This window comes from Enterobacter cloacae complex sp. ECNIH7 (assembly GCF_002208095.1).
Taxonomy (GTDB): domain Bacteria; phylum Pseudomonadota; class Gammaproteobacteria; order Enterobacterales; family Enterobacteriaceae; genus Enterobacter; species Enterobacter cloacae_M.
In genome coordinates this window covers 4,572,964-4,591,236 of record NZ_CP017990.1, presented here as the reverse complement: position 1 = coordinate 4,591,236, position 18,273 = coordinate 4,572,964, and the positions used below count along the sequence as shown (strand labels likewise).

The window sequence follows — 18,273 nt, the reverse complement described above, 5'->3', positions numbered from 1 at the left end:
CGCCTTTGTTTTAAGCAATTAATGGCTTTTTGCTGTTTTTTTCCGCAGTTGATACAATGCGTCAAAAATGCCCTTGCGAAGGTCATTCGCTTTGGTTAGTATTCACACCCGCTTCAGTGGGAAACAAAAATCCTGCTAATTGGTCGAAGCATTGGTATGCGGCAAATCCGCAAGGAACAGGTTGATTATGTACGAAGCTCTTTTAGTTGTTTTCCTTATTGTAGCCATCGCTCTCGTAGCGCTGATTATGCTGCAGCAAGGTAAAGGCGCTGATATGGGAGCCTCCTTCGGAGCAGGCGCTTCCGGTACGCTGTTCGGTTCAAGTGGTTCTGCGAACTTCATGACCCGCACAACGGCGATTCTGGCTACGCTGTTCTTCATCATCAGTCTGGTGCTTGGCAATATCAACAGCAACAAGACCAGCAAAGGAAGCGAGTGGGAAAATCTGAGCGCGCCAGCAAAAACTGAGCAGACTCAGCCAGCTGCACCGGCTAAGCCAACCAGCGATATCCCGCACTAAGTATTCTGTACCGAGGTGGTGGAATTGGTAGACACGCTACCTTGAGGTGGTAGTGCCCTAACGGGCTTGTGGGTTCGAGTCCCATCCTCGGTACCAATATTCCAGAAGAAAGACGTCGAAAGACGTCTTTTTTTTCGTCTGCATATTCTGAGGTGTGGTTTTGTAGGCCCGTTAAGCGCAACGCCACCGGGCAAAATGGCGGGTGACGCTGCGCTTACCCGCCCTACGAAAGTCCACAAAAAAGGCGTCCATAGGACGCCTTTTACACGTTATATCAGCGATTACTTCTTATCGCTGTGCTCCAGGTTTTCAACCTGCGGCAGACCGTTACCGGAATTCGCGGAGAGCAGGCCATTCTCAACATAGTTGAACAGCTTCTCGCGGGTATCGGTGATGTCCAGGTTACGCATAGTCAGCTGACCGATACGATCGTCCGGCGAGAACACGGATTCACCTTTCTCCATGGTCAGACGCTCTGCTTTATAGGTCAGGTTGTCAGACACGGTGTTCAGGATGGAGTAGTCGTTACCGCGACGCAGCTCCAGCGTCACTTCGCCGGTGATTGCGCTTGCCACCCAACGCTGCAGCGCATCGCGCAGCATCAGCGCCTGTGGATCGAACCAGCGGCCCTGATACAGCAGTTTACCCAGCTGACGGCCATGAGAGTGATACTGCTCAATGGTGTCTTCGTTGTGAATGCCGGTCAGCAGACGCTCGTAAGCGATGTGCAGCAGCGCCATTCCCGGGGCTTCATAGATGCCGCGGCTTTTCGCTTCGATGATGCGGTTTTCAATCTGATCGCTCATGCCCAGGCCGTGACGACCGCCAATACGGTTCGCTTCCAGCATCAGCTCAACATCATCAGAGAAGGTTTTGCCGTTCAGCGCAACCGGATGACCACGTTCGAAACGTACTGTCACTTCTTCAGCCTGGATTTTGACGTTCTCGTCCCAGAACTTCACGCCCATGATCGGGTTAACGATCTTCACGCTTGAGTTCAGGAATTCCAGGTCTTTCGCTTCGTGCGTCGCACCCAGCATGTTGGAGTCAGTGGAGTAAGCTTTCTCGACAGACATCTTATAGTCGAAACCGCAGGCGATCATAAACTCGGACATCTCATGGCGGCCACCCAGCTCGTCGATGAAGTCGGTATCCAGCCACGGCTTGTAGATCTGCAGTTCGGCGTTGGTCAGCAGGCCATAACGATAGAAACGCTCAATATCGTTGCCTTTATAGGTACTGCCGTCACCCCAGATGTTGACGCCGTCTTCTTTCATCGCCGCAACCAGCATGGTGCCGGTGACCGCACGGCCCAGCGGGGTGGTGTTGAAATAGGTCAGGCCGCCGGTGGTGTTATGGAACGCACCGCACTGAATAGCCGCGATACCTTCAGCGACAAGTTGCTTACGGCAGTCAATCAGGCGCGCGTTCTCTGCACCATACTCTTTAGCGCGACGAGGAATGGCATCATAGTCGTCCTCATCCGGCTGACCCAGGTTCGCGGTATAGGCGTACGGAACCGCTCCCTTCTGGCGCATCCACAGTAGTGCAGCGCTGGTATCCAGGCCACCTGAGAAAGCGATGCCAATACGTTGTCCAACCGGAAGATGCTTGAGAATCGTCGTCATAGAATAAAACCCTGCTTGATTGACTGATTAGAGACCGCTTTCGCTCTCTTGTGCATTTTTATGCAAAATAAGTGAGTATTCATTTAATCATCTTTTGGCGAAGACCGGAAGAGAGTCGTGCGTTTTTTGTAAAAATTTTGGTCTAATTGATCTGGCGGAAGTTGGGTTGACAGGTGGGGTCAACTATCAATATACTAAACGCCGATTTTACGTCCCGTCTTCGGTACCAAATCCCAGCATTATTTGCAAATTCTGTCCAAAACGCGTAGAATTTGCCACGTTTCAGGCGCGGGGTGGAGCAGCCTGGTAGCTCGTCGGGCTCATAACCCGAAGGTCGTCGGTTCAAATCCGGCCCCCGCAACCACTTTCCCATAAAGTTCTTTTTCAAATATACTGTGAAGACTTAGAGCCTTCGTAGCTGGATTTGAAAAAATTCTTTCGGAAAGTGCTCCAGGCCACAGTTGTGGCTATAGGGTTCAGTTATCTAAAGCCCCGATTTATCGGGGTTTTTTGTTATCTGACTACAGAATAACTGGGCTTTACGCCCTTTTTTTATGTCTTGGGGGTGGGCTTGTCCACATTAGAGCAAAAATTAACAGAGATGATTACTGCACCGGTCGAAGCACTGGGCTACGAACTGGTCGGCATCGAATTCGTTCGCGGCCGTACATCGACGCTGCGCATCTATATTGATAGTGAAGATGGCATCAATGTTGATGATTGTGCTGATGTCAGCCACCAGGTGAGTGCGGTTCTTGATGTTGAAGACCCGATTACCGTTGCGTACAACCTGGAAGTTTCCTCACCTGGCCTCGATCGCCCGATGTTCACGGCCGAGCACTATGTGCGCTTTACCGGTGAAGAAGTGGCTCTCGTTCTGCGTATGGCCGTACAGAACCGCCGTAAATGGCAGGGAATTATCAAAGCCGTTGATGGTGAAATGATCACGGTGACAGTCGAAGGCAAAGATGAAGTGTTCGCGCTGAGTAATATCCAGAAGGCGAACCTGGTTCCCCACTTTTAACAGTCTGGATTGAGGTGAAAAGCCCGCGATGAACAAAGAAATTTTGGCTGTTGTTGAAGCCGTCTCCAACGAGAAATCACTGCCGCGTGAGAAGATTTTCGAAGCGCTGGAAAGTGCACTGGCTACAGCAACCAAGAAAAAATATGAACAAGAGATCGATGTTCGCGTAGAAATCGATCGTAAAAGCGGTGACTTCGATACATTCCGTCGTTGGGTAATCGTTGAAGAAGTGACCCAGCCGACTAAAGAGATCACGCTGGAAGCCGCCCGTTTTGAAGACGAAAGTCTGAACGTGGGTGACTACGTTGAAGATCAGATCGAATCTGTGACCTTCGACCGTATCACCACCCAGACCGCTAAACAGGTTATCGTGCAGAAAGTGCGCGAAGCCGAGCGCGCGCTGGTTGTCGATCAGTTCCGCGATCAGGAAGGCGAAATCATTACCGGCGTGGTGAAGAAAGTGAACCGCGACAACATCTCCCTCGAGATCAAATCCGAAGGGTTGCCGGGTAACGCTGAAGCCGTGATCCTGCGTGAAGATATGCTGCCGCGTGAAAACTTCCGCCCGGGCGACCGTATTCGCGGCGTTCTGTACGCGGTACGCCCTGAAGCGCGTGGTGCACAGCTCTTCGTGACCCGTTCTAAACCAGAAATGCTGGTAGAACTGTTCCGTATCGAAGTGCCGGAAATCGGTGAAGAAGTTATCGAAATTAAAGCGGCGGCTCGCGATCCGGGCTCCCGTGCGAAAATTGCGGTGAAAACCAACGACAAGCGTATCGACCCGGTCGGTGCTTGCGTCGGTATGCGCGGTGCGCGTGTCCAGGCAGTTTCTACTGAGCTGGGCGGCGAACGTATTGATATCGTTCTGTGGGATGACAACCCGGCGCAGTTCGTGATCAACGCAATGGCTCCAGCTGATGTGGCGTCTATCGTTGTTGACGAAGACAAACACACCATGGATATCGCTGTTGAAGCGGGCAACCTGGCGCAGGCAATCGGCCGTAACGGTCAGAACGTACGCCTGGCGTCACAGCTGAGCGGCTGGGAACTCAACGTAATGACCGTTGATGACCTGCAGGCTAAGCATCAGGCTGAAGCCCATGCGGCGATCGATACCTTCACTAAATACCTGGATATTGACGAAGACTTCGCCACTGTTCTGGTTGAAGAAGGATTCTCTACGCTGGAAGAACTGGCCTATGTGCCAATGAAAGAGCTGCTGGAAATTGACGGTCTGGATGAACCAACCGTTGAAGCCCTGCGTGAACGCGCTAAAAACGCACTGACCACCCTGGCACTGGCTCAGGAAGAAAGCCTTGGCGATAAGAAGCCGGCTGATGACCTGCTGAATCTGGAAGGTCTTGATCGTGCGATTGCGTTCAAGCTGGCTGCCCGTGGTGTTTGTACGCTGGAAGATCTCGCTGAGCAAGGCGTTGATGACCTGGCTGATATCGAAGGTTTAACCGACGAGAAAGCCGGCGAGCTCATCATGGCCGCACGTAATATTTGCTGGTTCGGCGACGAAGCGTAATAAACTGTAGCAGGAAGGAACAGCATGACTGATGTAACTGTAAAATCGCTGGCTGCTGAGATTCAGACCTCCGTGGACCGCCTGGTACAGCAATTTGCTGATGCAGGGATCCCGAAGTCCGCTGATGACTCGGTGACCGCGCAAGAAAAACAAACCTTGTTAACGCACCTGAACCGTGAACACGGTTCTACGCCTGACAAGTTAACGCTGCAGCGCAAAACGCGCAGCACGTTAAACATCCCTGGTACCGGTGGCAAAAGCAAATCGGTACAAATTGAAGTCCGCAAGACGCGCACCTTTGTAAAACGTGATCCGCAAGAGGCAGAACGCCTTGCCGCGGAAGAGCAGGCACAGCGTGAAGCGGAAGAACAAGCTCAGCGTGAGGCGGAAGCAGCCGCCAAACGTGAAGCAGAATTAAAAGCTGAACGTGAGGCCGCAGAAAAAGCGAAACGCGACGCAAGTGATAAAGTGAAGCGTGACGCTGCGGAAAAAGACAAAGTGAGCAATCAACAGACAGACGAAATGACCAAAACCGCCCAGGCTGAAAAAGCCCGCCGTGAAAATGAAGCTGCCGAGCTGAAGCGTAAAGCGGAAGAAGAAGCCCGCCGTAAGCTGGAAGAAGAAGCTCGCCGCGTCGCCGAAGAAGCGCGCCGCATGGCAGAAGAAAACGAGAAGAATGGTGTGAATACCGTTGAGCCGACTGAAGACACCAGCGACTATCACGTGACCACTTCTCAGCATGCGCGTCAGGCTGAAGATGATAACGACCGTGAAGTAGAAGGCGGCCGTGGCCGTGGTCGTAATGCAAAAGCAGCGCGTCCGGCGAAAAAAGGCAACAAGCACGCTGAATCCAAAGCTGACCGTGAAGAAGCACGCGCTGCTGTTCGCGGCGGTAAAGGCGGCAAGCGTAAAGGTTCCGCGCTGCAGCAGGGCTTCCAGAAGCCGGCTCAGGCAGTTAACCGTGACGTCGTGATTGGCGAAACCATTACCGTTGGCGAACTGGCGAACAAGATGGCGGTTAAAGGCTCTCAGGTCATCAAAGCAATGATGAAGCTGGGTGCCATGGCGACCATCAACCAGGTCATCGATCAGGAAACCGCACAGCTGGTTGCTGAAGAGATGGGCCACAAAGTTATCCTGCGTCGTGAAAACGAGCTGGAAGAAGCGGTAATGAGCGACCGTGATACTGGTGCTGCGGCTGAACCGCGTGCACCGGTTGTGACCATCATGGGTCACGTTGACCACGGTAAAACCTCTCTGCTTGACTACATTCGTTCTACCAAGGTTGCCTCTGGCGAAGCGGGTGGAATTACCCAGCACATCGGTGCTTACCACGTAGAAACTGACAACGGTATGATCACCTTCCTGGATACTCCGGGCCACGCCGCGTTTACCTCAATGCGTGCTCGTGGTGCTCAGGCGACGGATATCGTTGTTCTGGTTGTTGCTGCAGACGACGGCGTCATGCCGCAGACCATCGAAGCTATCCAGCACGCGAAAGCAGCAGGTGTGCCGGTTGTGGTTGCAGTGAACAAGATCGATAAGCCAGAAGCGGATCCCGATCGTGTTAAAAACGAACTTTCCCAGTACGGTATTCTGCCGGAAGAGTGGGGCGGCGAAAGCCAGTTCGTACACGTGTCTGCGAAAGCGGGTACCGGTATCGACGAACTGCTGGACGCGATCCTGCTGCAGGCCGAAGTTCTGGAGCTGAAAGCCATCCGTAACGGTATGGCGAGCGGTGCGGTTATCGAATCCTTCCTGGATAAAGGACGTGGCCCGGTTGCTACCGTTCTGGTTCGCGAAGGTACGCTGCATAAAGGCGATATCGTTCTGTGCGGTTTCGAATACGGTCGCGTTCGTGCGATGCGTAACGAACTGGGTCAGGAAGTGCTGGAAGCAGGTCCGTCCATTCCAGTGGAAATCCTGGGTCTGTCCGGTGTTCCGGCTGCCGGTGACGAAGTGACCGTGGTGCGTGACGAGAAGAAAGCGCGTGAAGTGGCACTGTATCGTCAGGGTAAATTCCGTGAAGTTAAACTGGCTCGTCAGCAGAAATCTAAACTCGAGAACATGTTTGCCAACATGACCGATGGCGAAGTTCACGAAGTGAACATCGTTCTGAAAGCCGACGTTCAGGGTTCTGTGGAAGCGATCTCCGACTCCTTGCTGAAACTGTCTACCGACGAAGTGAAAGTTAAGATCATCGGTTCTGGTGTAGGTGGTATCACCGAAACCGACGCGACCCTGGCTGCTGCCTCCAACGCTATCCTGGTTGGCTTCAACGTTCGTGCGGATGCATCTGCGCGTAAAGTGATTGAAGCTGAAAGCCTGGATCTGCGCTACTACTCCGTCATCTATAACCTGATCGACGAAGTCAAAGCAGCGATGAGCGGCATGCTGTCTCCTGAGCTGAAACAGCAGATCATCGGTCTGGCTGAAGTACGTGACGTGTTCAAATCACCGAAATTCGGTGCGATCGCGGGCTGTATGGTTACCGAAGGTAACATCAAGCGTCACAACCCAATCCGCGTACTGCGTGACAACGTGGTTATCTACGAAGGCGAGCTGGAATCCCTGCGCCGCTTCAAAGATGACGTTAACGAAGTCCGTAACGGCATGGAATGTGGTATCGGCGTGAAGAACTACAACGACGTTCGCGTTGGCGATATGATCGAAGTGTTCGAGATCATCGAAATTCAGCGTACCATCGCTTAATCTTCGTCGGCTTTTGGGCCGCCACTGCGTTGGCTGCGCTCGTTCACCCCGGTCACATAGTTATCTATGCTCCCGGGGATTCACGAGCTTGCCGCCTTGTTGCAACCCAAAATCCTTAGAAGATTAACTAGCGTAGGCCGGGTAAGCGAAGCGCCACCCGGCAATAATTTTAAAAGGGGCTTTTAGCCCCTTTTTTGTCTGGAGAATTTATTATGGCGAAAGAATTTGGTCGCCCTCAGCGCGTAGCGCAGGAAATGCAGAAAGAGATCGCACTCATTCTGCAACGTGAAATTAAAGACCCGCGCGTCGGCATGATGACCACCGTTTCCGGTGTCGAAATGTCCCGCGATTTGGCCTATGCAAAAGTGTTCGTCACCTTCCTGAACGATCAGGACGAAGCGGCAGTGAAAAACGGCATTAAAGCGCTGCAGGAAGCCTCTGGTTTCATCCGCTCCCTGCTCGGCAAAGCGATGCGCCTGCGTATCGTGCCTGAACTGACCTTCTTCTACGACAACTCGCTGGTCGAAGGTATGCGTATGTCCAACCTGGTGACCAGCGTGGTTAAACATGACGACGAGCGTCGTGTTAACCCGGCGGACGACAGCAAGGAGGACTAATGAGTCGTCCTCGTCGTCGTGGTCGCGACGTGCATGGTGTGCTGCTGCTGGATAAACCCCAGGGCGCTTCCAGCAACGACGTGCTGCAGAAAGTTAAGCGTATTTATAACGCCAACCGTGCGGGCCACACCGGCGCGCTCGATCCGCTGGCAACCGGCATGCTGCCGGTCTGCCTGGGAGAGGCGACAAAGTTTTCCCAGTACCTGCTCGACTCCGATAAGCGCTACCGCGTTATCGCTAAACTGGGCCAGCGCACGGATACCTCCGACGCGGATGGCCAGGTGGTGGAAGAGCGTCCGGTGACGTTCAGCGCGGAACAGCTTGATGCTGCGCTGGAGAGCTTCCGTGGAGACACGATGCAGGTGCCGTCGATGTATTCGGCGCTGAAATATCAGGGCAAGAAGCTCTACGAATATGCGCGCCAGGGCATTGATGTCCCGCGTGAAGCCCGTCCGATAACCGTGTATGAGCTGCTGTTTATTCGCCACGAAGGCGATGAGCTGGAGCTGGAAGTACACTGTTCGAAAGGGACCTATATTCGCACCATCATCGACGACCTCGGTGAAAAGCTGGGCTGCGGTGCGCATGTGATTTACCTGCGCCGTCTGGCGGTAAGCAAGTACCCGGTGGAGCGGATGGTGACCCTGGAACATCTGCGCGAGCTGGTAGAACAGGCGGAAGCGCAGGGGATCGCGCCGGCAGATTTGCTGGATCCCTTGCTGATGCCGATGGACAGTCCGGCAGCGGACTTCCCGGTTGTTAATCTTCCTTTAACATCGTCCGTTTACTTTAAGAACGGCAACCCGGTTCGTACGGCGGAAGCGCCGCTGGAAGGACTGGTACGCGTGACCGAAGGTGACGAAGGGAAATTCATCGGTATGGGCGAAATGGATGGCGAAGGGCGCGTTGCGCCGCGTCGTCTGGTCGTCGAATATCCGGTCGACGCGTGACGGTGATAACGGCTCACCTTGCGATAAGCAGGGGAGACGAGTAGAATATCGCCGCTTAACGCCTGGTAAATTGTTTAACAATCTGCGGGGCGTACATGGGATTGCTGAATTAGAGATCGGCATCCTTACATTCTTTATACTTTGGAGTTTGAAAATGTCTCTAAGCGTTGAAGCTAAAGCTAAAATCGTTTCTGAGTTTGGTCGTGGTACTAACGACAGCGGTTCTACCGAAGTTCAGGTTGCACTGCTGACTGCACAGATTAACCACCTGCAGGGTCACTTTGCAGAGCACAAAAAAGATCACCACAGCCGTCGTGGTCTGCTGCGTATGGTTTCTCAGCGTCGTAAACTGCTCGACTACCTGAAACGTAAAGATGTTGCACGCTACACCGCGCTGATCGAGCGTCTGGGTCTGCGTCGCTAATTCTTGCGAGTTTCAGAAAAGGGGGCCTGATGGCCCCTTTTTTCAACCAGACGGCAGCAATTCACTGGAAACTATTGTATTGTTGCTATAAATGATCTTCATTGCAGAGGTTCGCGCGGCTAATGAGAGGCTTCACCCATGGGGGTGTTGGTTGTCATTAGTCGCGAGGATGCGAAGAAGGTCGGGTTAAATCGACAGCACACCGGTGGTGTGCTGTCAAACATTTAAGAAAGGACAGAACTTTGCTGAATCCGATCGTTCGTAAATTCCAGTATGGTCAACATACCGTCACGCTGGAAACCGGCATGATGGCACGTCAGGCTACTGCTGCCGTTATGGTAAGCATGGATGACACTGCGGTATTCGTTACCGTTGTTGGCCAGAAAAAAGCTAAACCAGGTCAGGACTTCTTCCCGCTGACCGTTAACTACCAGGAGCGTACCTACGCTGCCGGTAAAATCCCGGGTGGTTTCTTCCGTCGTGAAGGCCGTCCAAGCGAAGGCGAAACGCTGATTGCGCGTCTGATTGACCGCCCGGTTCGTCCGCTGTTCCCGGAAGGCTTCGTTAACGAAGTACAGGTTATCGCGACCGTTGTTTCCGTTAACCCACAGGTTAACCCGGACATCGTTGCCATGATCGGCGCATCCGCTGCCCTGTCACTGTCTGGTATTCCATTCAATGGCCCAATCGGTGCCGCGCGCGTGGGCTACATCAACGACCAGTACGTGCTGAACCCAACTCAGGAAGAGCTGAAAGAAAGTAAGCTGGACCTGGTGGTTGCGGGTACCGAAGCCGCTGTGCTGATGGTTGAATCCGAAGCTGAACTGCTGAGCGAAGACCAGATGCTGGGCGCTGTGGTATTTGGCCACGACCAGCAGCAGATCGTTATCCAGAACATCAACGACCTGGTGAAAGAAGCCGGTAAACCTCGTTGGGACTGGCAGCCAGAAGCAGCAAACGACGCGCTGAACGCACGCGTTGCAGCCCTGGCAGAATCTCGTCTGAGCGATGCATACCGCATCACTGACAAGCAGGAGCGTTATGCTCAGGTTGACGTGATCAAGTCTGAAACTATCGCCACTCTGGTTGCTGAAGATGAAACGCTGGACGCTAACGAACTGAGCGACATCCTGCACGCAATCGAGAAAAACGTTGTTCGTAGCCGTGTACTGGCAGGCGAGCCGCGTATCGATGGCCGCGAAAAAGACATGATCCGTGGTCTGGATGTGCGTACTGGCGTTCTGCCACGTACTCACGGTTCCGCGCTGTTCACCCGTGGCGAAACGCAGGCGCTGGTTACCGCGACCCTGGGTACTGCACGTGACGCACAGATCATCGACGAACTGATGGGCGAGCGCACTGACAGCTTCCTGTTCCACTACAACTTCCCTCCGTACTCCGTAGGCGAAACCGGTATGGTTGGCTCGCCGAAGCGTCGTGAAATTGGTCACGGTCGTCTGGCGAAGCGCGGCGTGCTGGCAGTAATGCCAGAAGCTGACAAGTTCCCGTACACCGTTCGTGTGGTTTCTGAAATCACCGAATCCAACGGTTCTTCTTCCATGGCTTCCGTGTGTGGTGCCTCTCTGGCGCTGATGGATGCAGGCGTACCAATTAAAGCCGCTGTGGCTGGTATCGCTATGGGTCTGGTGAAAGAAGGCGACAACTTTGTTGTTCTGTCTGACATCCTGGGCGACGAAGACCACCTGGGCGATATGGACTTCAAAGTAGCGGGTTCCCGCGAAGGTATCTCTGCGCTGCAGATGGATATCAAAATTGAAGGTATCACCAAAGAGATCATGCAGGTTGCTCTGAACCAGGCTAAAGGTGCACGTCTGCACATCCTGGGCGTGATGGAACAGGCGATTAACGCGCCGCGTGGCGACATTTCTCAGTTCGCTCCACGTATCCACACCATCAAGATCAACCCAGATAAGATCAAAGATGTTATCGGTAAGGGCGGTTCCGTAATCCGTGCGCTGACCGAAGAGACTGGCACCACGATCGAAATCGAAGATGACGGTACTGTGAAGATCGCAGCAACCGACGGCGAGAAAGCGAAATTCGCGATCCGTCGCATCGAAGAAATCACGGCAGAGATCGAAGTGGGCCGCGTCTACGCAGGTAAAGTGACCCGTATCGTTGACTTTGGCGCGTTCGTTGCCATCGGTGGCGGTAAAGAAGGTCTGGTTCACATCTCTCAGATCGCTGACAAGCGCGTTGAGAAAGTGACCGATTACCTGCAGATGGGTCAGGAAGTACCGGTGAAAGTTCTGGAAGTTGATCGCCAGGGCCGTATCCGTCTGAGCATTAAAGAAGCAACCGAGCAGTCTCAGCCAGCTGCTGCGCCAGAAGCACAGGCAGCAGAACAGCAAGGCGAGTAAGTTGCCATTTGCCCTCCGCTTTGCGGAGGGCCTATTATCAGGCAGGACGCCTTGTTAAGCCGCCGGGGGACAGGACGTTCATCCAATAGTTGTCTTCGGGAGTGGGAAATGAAGCCTTTTTTGCGCTGGTGTTTCGTTGCGACAGCTTTAACGCTGGCAGGATGCAGCAACTCTGCCTGGCGTAAGAGCGAAGTCCTCGCAGTGCCATTGCAACCGACTTTGCAGCAGGAAGTGATTCTGGCACGCATGGAACAAATACTTGCCAGTCGGGCTTTAACCGATGAAGAACGCGCACAGCTTTTATATGAGCGCGGAGTGTTGTATGATAGTCTCGGTCTGAGGGCATTGGCGCGAAATGATTTTTCACAAGCGCTGGCTATCCGACCTGATATGCCTGAAGTATTCAATTACTTAGGCATTTATTTAACGCAGGCAGGCAATTTTGATGCTGCCTATGAAGCGTTTGATTCTGTACTTGAGCTTGATCCAACTTACAACTACGCGCACTTGAATCGCGGTATCGCATTGTATTACGGCGGTCGTGATAAGTTAGCGCAAGATGATCTGCTGGCGTTTTATCAAGACGATCCTAATGATCCTTTCCGCAGCCTGTGGCTTTACATCGTTGAGCGGAAGCTCGATGAGAAGCAGGCAAAAGAAGCACTGAAACAGCGCTTCGATAAATCGGACAAGGAACAGTGGGGATGGAACATTGTCGAGTTCTACCTGGGCAACATCAGCGAAGCAACGCTGATGGAACGCCTCAAGGCGGACGCAACGGATAACACCTCGCTCGCTGAGCATCTCAGTGAAACCAACTTCTATTTAGGTAAGTACTACCTAAGTCTGGGGGATATGGACAGCGCTACGGCACTGTTCAAATTAGCGGTTGCTAACAACGTACACAACTTCGTTGAGCACCGTTATGCATTGTTGGAATTATCGCTCTTGGGCCAGGAGCATGACGACCTGGCAGAATCGGACCAGCAATAGCTGACGACATAAACATCAGCCCGTAATCTTTTGATTGCCATCACCTTAACTGGTGAGGGCGTTGTTGTTCGTCAATACACCTACTTTGAGCCGGTTCACACTTTTCAATGAAAATTGCTAATCATTTTCACGATGAGCTAAGTAGACTGGCCGCCATTAATATCGAGGCACTTGTACTACATGGCTGAATTCGAAACCACTTTTGCAGATCTGGGCCTGAAGGCTCCTATCCTTGAAGCCCTTAACGATCTGGGTTACGAAAAACCATCTCCGATCCAGGCTGAGTGTATCCCACACCTGCTTTCTGGTCGTGACGTGCTGGGCATGGCCCAGACTGGTAGCGGTAAAACTGCAGCATTCTCGCTGCCGCTGCTGAACAACATTGATCCGGACCTGCGTGCACCGCAGATCCTCGTCCTGGCTCCAACCCGTGAACTGGCTGTTCAGGTTGCAGAAGCAATGACGGAATTCTCTAAACATATGCGCGGCGTAAACGTGGTAGCTCTTTACGGCGGCCAGCGTTATGACGTGCAGTTACGCGCCCTGCGCCAGGGTCCACAGATTGTTGTCGGTACGCCGGGCCGTCTGCTGGATCACCTGAAGCGCGGTACTCTGGACCTCTCTAAACTGAGCGGCCTGGTACTGGATGAAGCAGATGAAATGCTGCGTATGGGCTTCATCGAAGACGTCGAAACCATCATGGCGCAGATCCCGGACGGTCATCAGACCGCGCTGTTCTCTGCCACCATGCCTGAAGCGATTCGTCGTATCACCAAGCGCTTCATGAAAGATCCTCAGGAAGTGCGTATTCAGTCCAGCGTAACCACTCGCCCGGACATCAGCCAGAGCTACTGGTCTGTGTACGGCATGCGCAAAAACGAAGCGCTGGTACGTTTCCTGGAAGCAGAAGATTTTGATGCGGCGATTATCTTCGTTCGTACCAAAAACGCGACCCTGGAAGTGGCTGAAGCTCTGGAGCGTAGCGGCTACAACAGCGCAGCGCTGAACGGCGACATGAACCAGGCCCTGCGTGAGCAGACTCTGGAGCGTCTGAAAGACGGTCGTCTGGATATCCTGATTGCAACCGACGTGGCAGCACGTGGTCTGGACGTTGAGCGTATCAGCCTGGTTGTTAACTACGACATCCCGATGGATTCCGAGTCTTACGTTCACCGTATCGGCCGTACCGGTCGTGCGGGTCGTGCTGGCCGCGCGCTGCTGTTCGTTGAGAACCGCGAGCGTCGTCTGCTGCGTAACATTGAACGCACCATGAAGCTGACCATTCCAGAAGCTGACCTGCCAAACGCAGAGCTGCTGGGCAAACGCCGTCTGGAAAAATTCGCCGCGAAAGTACAGCAGCAGCTGGAAAGCAGCGATCTGGATCAGTATCGCGCGCTGCTGTCGCAGATTCAGCCTGTTGCTGAAGGCGAAGAGCTGGACATGGAAACCCTGGCCGCAGCACTGCTGAAAATGGCTCAGGGCGAACGTAGCCTGATCGTGCCACCTGATGCGCCGATGCGTCCTAAGCGTGAATTCCGTGACCGTGACGATCGCTTCGAACGTCGTGGCGACCGTAATGACCGTGGCCCACGCGGTGACCGTCCAGAGCGTGGTGGTGAAGACCGTCCACGTCGTGAACGTCGTGACGCGGGTGACATGGAACTGTACCGCATTGAAGTGGGCCGTGATGATGGCGTTGAAGTTCGTCACATCGTTGGCGCGATCGCTAACGAAGGCGACATCAGCAGCCGTTACATCGGTAACATCAAGCTGTTCGCATCTCACTCCACCATCGAGCTGCCAAAAGGCATGCCGGGCGAAGTGCTGCAGCACTTTACGCGTACCCGCATCCTGAACAAGCCGATGAACATGCAGCTGATGGGTGATGCACAGCCACGCCCTGACCGCGGTGGTGAACGTCGTGGCGGTGGTCGCAGCTTTGGTGGCGAGCGTCGTGAAGGCGGCCGCAGCGAAGGTCGCGGTGGTGAAGGTCGTCGTTTCTCCGGCGAGCGTCGCGAAAACCGTGGCCCACGTCGTGAAGAAGGCACCAGCCGCCGTCGTTTCGGTGACGCGTAAGCCTTTCGCTTCTGACGTAAAGTAAAATATACAGCCCCGATATACGCTATCGGGGCTTTTTTTATTCCCTTTGTACTCTTGTACTGGTACAGTGCGTCACATTAAAATGCAGAACCGCATGATTGACTGGAGAAAAGGCTGTATGGCGACACTAACCACCACCCAAACGTCACCTTCGCTGCTTGGCGGCGTGGTGATCATCGGCGGAACCATTATAGGTGCCGGGATGTTCTCCCTGCCCGTGGTCATGTCCGGTGCGTGGTTCTTCTGGTCGCTGGCGGCGCTGGTCTTTACCTGGTTCTGTATGCTCCATTCCGGGCTGATGATCCTTGAGGCGAACCTGAACTACCGCATTGGCTCCAGCTTCGACACCATCACCAAAGATCTGCTGGGTAAAGGCTGGAACCTGGTGAACGGGCTGTCCATCGCGTTTGTGCTCTATATCCTGACCTACGCGTATATTTCGGCGAGCGGCTCGATTCTGCATCACACCTTCTCGGAGATGTCGCTGAACGTTCCGGCGCGTCTGGCGGGGCTGTGTTTTGCGCTGGCTGTGGCGTTTATCGTCTGGATGAGTACCAAAGCGGTGAGCCGCATGACGGCGATTGTATTAGGCGCTAAGGTCATCACCTTCTTCCTGACCTTCGGCAGCCTTCTGGGGCAAGTGACGCCCGCCACGCTGTTTAACGTTGCCGAAGTGAACACCTCCTACACGCCGTATCTGCTGATGACGCTGCCGTTCTGTCTGGCGTCGTTCGGTTACCACGGTAACGTGCCGAGCCTGATGAAGTACTACGGCAAAGATCCCCGTACCATTGTGAAGTGTCTGGTCTACGGCACGCTGCTGGCGCTGGGTCTGTATGTTATTTGGCTGCTGGGGACGATGGGCAACATCCCGCGTCCGGAATTTATCGGCATTGCCCAGAAGGGCGGTAACATCGACGTGCTGGTGCAGGCGCTGAGCGGCGTGCTGAACAGCCGCAGCCTGGATCTGCTGCTGGTTATCTTCTCTAACTTTGCGGTGGCGAGTTCTTTCCTGGGCGTGACGCTGGGCCTGTTTGACTATCTGGCGGATCTGTTCGGCTTTGATGATTCTGCGATGGGGCGTTTAAAAACCGCGCTGCTGACCTTCCTGCCGCCGATTGTGGGCGGCCTGCTATGGCCGAACGGCTTCCTGTATGCCATCGGTTATGCAGGGCTGGCGGCAACTATCTGGGCGGCGATTGTGCCGGCGCTGCTGGCGCGCAAATCACGTAAACGCTTCGGCAGCCCAAAATTCCGCGTCTGGGGCGGTAAGCCGATGATTACGCTGATTCTGGTATTCGGCGTTGGTAACGCACTGGTACACGTGCTGTCGAGTTTTAACCTGTTGCCCGTTTATCAGTAAAACGAGGGGTTGACCCCCTCACCCCGGCCCTCTCCCATAGGGAGAGGGAGAAAAGCAAAAAACTACCCCACCAACTCCTCTTTCACCTGCATCGCCAGTTCAAACGAATGCAAACGCGCCTGGTGATCGAAAATCTGGCCGTTAACCATAATCTCATTCGCCTGCGTTTCGCGCAGCACCGCGTCCAGCCCGTGACGCACTTTCGCCTTATCGCCAACCAGCGACATGCTCAGGGCCTGCTGCACGCCATACTGCTCGGAGGCGGACCACAGCTGATGCATATTCTCCACCGGCGGTGGAAGCTGGCCCGTCTCACCGCGGCGCAGCTTCACAAAAGCCTGCTGCATTGAGGTAAACAGGAATTCCGCGTCGCGATTGCTGTCGGCCGCAACGATGTTGATACACACCATTGCGTACGGCTTCTCAAGACGCTCGGACGGTTTGAAGTTCGTGCGGTAGAGATGCAGCGCCTGATGCAGCATATCCGGGGCAAAGTGGGAGGCAAACGCAAACGGCAGCCCAAGCTGCGCGGCGAGCTGTGCGCTGTAGAGGCTTGATCCCAACAGCCACACCGGGATCTTCTCACCGTAGCCCGGCACCGGGCGCACGTGCGGGTTCGGATCGCGCGCGTCGAACCAGTCCACCAGCTCGGCCACATCGCGCGGGAAGTTGTCGATATCGCCGCTCATATGGCGACGCAGGGCGCGCATGGTTGGCTGATCGCTGCCCGGCGCACGACCAAGACCCAAATCAATACGCCCCGGATAGAGGGTATTCAGGGTGCCAAACTGCTCGGCAATCACCAGCGGGGCGTGGTTCGGCAGCATCACGCCGCCGGAGCCCAGGTGCAGGGTGGTGGTATTTGCCGCCAGATAGCCGATCAAAACCGAGGTCGCGGCGCTGGCGATGCCAACCATATTGTGGTGCTCGGCCAGCCAGTAGCGGTGATAGCCACGCTTTTCGGCCAGCTGAGCCAGATCCAGAGAGTGCGAAAAGGCTTCTCTTGCCGAGGAGCCCTGAGGGATCGGCGCCAGATCCAGCACCGAAAACGGAATGGTTTTGTCAGTCATAACAGCTCACTTTGTCGACGGTCAATCTTTAATACTGCATTAAATAATGATAACCGTTGTTAACAAAGTGAGCCTTTTTTACGCCTGAAGTTCCAGCCCGGCGAGACGTCTCCAGTAGCCGTTGCAGTCGCTGTTTGCCGTCAGCGGCAGCGGAGCGGCGCCGTTTTCATTGGCGCGGAAAGCGTCCAGCATCGCGAACACGCCGGTATCCAGCGGTGACAGACGCACCATGTCCACCAGCCCGTCCATCGACGCCAGCTCGTTGCCGAGGTTATAGACATAGCCGCTCATGGTCTGAATACCGTTGAGGACAAATACCTGCTGATTCTCCTGCGACAGCATGCTGCGTCCGTTCGGGTACTTGATGCAGCAGGTTTCGCATTCGTCTTTCGGGCGGTCTTCCGAGCGCGCGGTGAAGCAGCGGGCGGAGTAGGCCAGCGGCAGATGGCCGTAGCTCAGCACTTCCACTTCAAACTGATTGCGAATGCCCAGCTCGTCGCACTGTTTAAGCAGGTTTGCCAGCCAGTCGCGGGAGAGCTCTACCGGCATGCACCAGCGCGTCATTCCCTGTTTGAGCAGCAGGCGCAGGGTTACAGCGTTGTAGCAGTTCAGGGCATGGCCCGCGACAAACGGCAGCTTGCGTTCAGCGCACATGTTCACCACGCCCAGATCGCTCGCTTCCAGCAGGAACTCGCCGTTTTCAACGTAGCGCTTCAGCTCGCCCAGTTCGGACGACGCCTGCACAAGCGCCAGCGTGGAGAGCACTACCTGCTTGCCGCTTCCGGTCAGGGCTTTCGCCATATCCAGCCAGTCGCCCACTTTTGTGGCGCGGCGCTTGCTGCACACCGCTTCGCCGAGGTAAATCACGTCGGCGCTGCTGGTCGCGGCCTGTTGGTAAAAATCTTCCAGCGTCTCTTTTGGCCAGTAGTAGAGCACCGGTCCTAATGAATATTTCATGAT

The 18,273-nt window shown here is 54.5% G+C and carries 15 protein-coding genes and 2 tRNA genes; 14 read left to right on the top strand and 3 right to left on the bottom strand.

Features of this window, described 5'->3' with window-relative positions; translation table 11 throughout:
• Positions 1-187: 187 nt before the first annotated feature.
• Together secG and WM95_RS22875 are read left to right on the top strand one after the other, a co-directional pair.
• Positions 188-520, top strand: a complete 333-nt coding sequence (secG, locus tag WM95_RS22880; protein ID WP_023309338.1) for a preprotein translocase subunit SecG — start codon at positions 188-190, stop codon at positions 518-520.
• A gap of 9 nt (positions 521-529) precedes the next feature.
• Positions 530-616 (top strand) — tRNA-Leu (locus tag WM95_RS22875).
• Between the two features lie 185 nt (positions 617-801).
• On the opposite strand, the gene argG is transcribed toward WM95_RS22875, so the two are convergent.
• Positions 802-2,148, bottom strand: a complete 1,347-nt coding sequence (gene argG / locus WM95_RS22870) for an argininosuccinate synthase (RefSeq protein ID WP_023309336.1) — start codon at positions 2,146-2,148, stop codon at positions 802-804.
• Positions 2,149-2,435: 287 nt separating this feature from the next.
• On the opposite strand from argG, the gene WM95_RS22865 reads away from it, so the two are divergent.
• The 12 genes from WM95_RS22865 (at position 2,436) to mtr (ending at position 16,243) form a co-directional block, all read left to right on the top strand.
• A tRNA-Met gene (locus tag WM95_RS22865) sits at positions 2,436-2,512 on the top strand.
• Between the two features lie 207 nt (positions 2,513-2,719).
• Positions 2,720-3,172 (top strand): ribosome maturation factor RimP, encoded by a 453-nt coding sequence (rimP, locus tag WM95_RS22860; protein WP_014833432.1) that lies wholly within the window; start codon positions 2,720-2,722, stop codon positions 3,170-3,172.
• 28 nt (positions 3,173-3,200) lie between these two features.
• Positions 3,201-4,703, top strand: coding sequence for a transcription termination factor NusA (gene nusA / locus WM95_RS22855; RefSeq protein WP_003861798.1), 1,503 nt, complete (start codon positions 3,201-3,203; stop codon positions 4,701-4,703).
• Between the two features lie 24 nt (positions 4,704-4,727).
• Entirely contained in the window at positions 4,728-7,415 is a 2,688-nt protein-coding gene (infB, locus tag WM95_RS22850) for a translation initiation factor IF-2 (RefSeq protein ID WP_023309335.1), read from the top strand.
• A 212-nt stretch (positions 7,416-7,627) separates the two neighbouring features.
• On the top strand, positions 7,628-8,032 hold the full coding sequence (gene rbfA / locus WM95_RS22840; RefSeq protein ID WP_003024988.1) for a 30S ribosome-binding factor RbfA: 405 nt from the start codon (positions 7,628-7,630) through the stop codon (positions 8,030-8,032).
• Positions 8,032-8,982: a tRNA pseudouridine(55) synthase TruB gene (truB, locus tag WM95_RS22835; RefSeq protein WP_045355410.1), complete on the top strand. Its 951-nt coding sequence runs from the start codon at positions 8,032-8,034 to the stop codon at positions 8,980-8,982. The genes rbfA and truB overlap by 1 nt, the downstream gene beginning before the upstream one ends.
• 154 nt (positions 8,983-9,136) lie before the next feature.
• The gene (gene rpsO / locus WM95_RS22830; RefSeq protein WP_003861789.1) at positions 9,137-9,406 is read left to right on the top strand and encodes a 30S ribosomal protein S15; all 270 of its coding nucleotides are present in this window, start codon (positions 9,137-9,139) and stop codon (positions 9,404-9,406) included.
• 242 nt (positions 9,407-9,648) lie between these two features.
• On the top strand, positions 9,649-11,787 hold the full coding sequence (gene pnp / locus WM95_RS22825; protein ID WP_024906369.1) for a polyribonucleotide nucleotidyltransferase: 2,139 nt from the start codon (positions 9,649-9,651) through the stop codon (positions 11,785-11,787).
• Between the two features lie 108 nt (positions 11,788-11,895).
• Complete coding sequence (gene nlpI / locus WM95_RS22820) at positions 11,896-12,780, top strand: lipoprotein NlpI (RefSeq protein WP_023309331.1); 885 nt, start codon at positions 11,896-11,898, stop codon at positions 12,778-12,780.
• Positions 12,781-12,887: 107 nt separating this feature from the next.
• Positions 12,888-12,968: a protein YrbN gene (gene yrbN / locus WM95_RS27300; RefSeq protein ID WP_097397692.1), complete on the top strand. Its 81-nt coding sequence runs from the start codon at positions 12,888-12,890 to the stop codon at positions 12,966-12,968.
• Positions 12,961-14,856, top strand: coding sequence for a DEAD/DEAH family ATP-dependent RNA helicase (locus WM95_RS22815; protein WP_023309330.1), 1,896 nt, complete (start codon positions 12,961-12,963; stop codon positions 14,854-14,856). Before yrbN ends, WM95_RS22815 begins: the two co-directional genes overlap by 8 nt.
• 142 nt (positions 14,857-14,998) lie before the next feature.
• Positions 14,999-16,243 (top strand): tryptophan permease, encoded by a 1,245-nt coding sequence (gene mtr, locus WM95_RS22810; protein WP_063409212.1) that lies wholly within the window; start codon positions 14,999-15,001, stop codon positions 16,241-16,243.
• Positions 16,244-16,305: 62 nt separating this feature from the next.
• Here mtr and WM95_RS22805 read toward each other — a convergent pair whose 3' ends face one another.
• Positions 16,306-17,313, bottom strand: a complete 1,008-nt coding sequence (locus WM95_RS22805; protein ID WP_063409201.1) for a luciferase-like monooxygenase — start codon at positions 17,311-17,313, stop codon at positions 16,306-16,308.
• 78 nt (positions 17,314-17,391) lie between these two features.
• A complete protein-coding gene (locus WM95_RS22800; RefSeq protein ID WP_063409213.1) occupies positions 17,392-18,270 on the bottom strand; it encodes a U32 family peptidase in 879 nt (292 codons plus the stop codon).
• Positions 18,271-18,273: the final 3 nt, after the last annotated feature.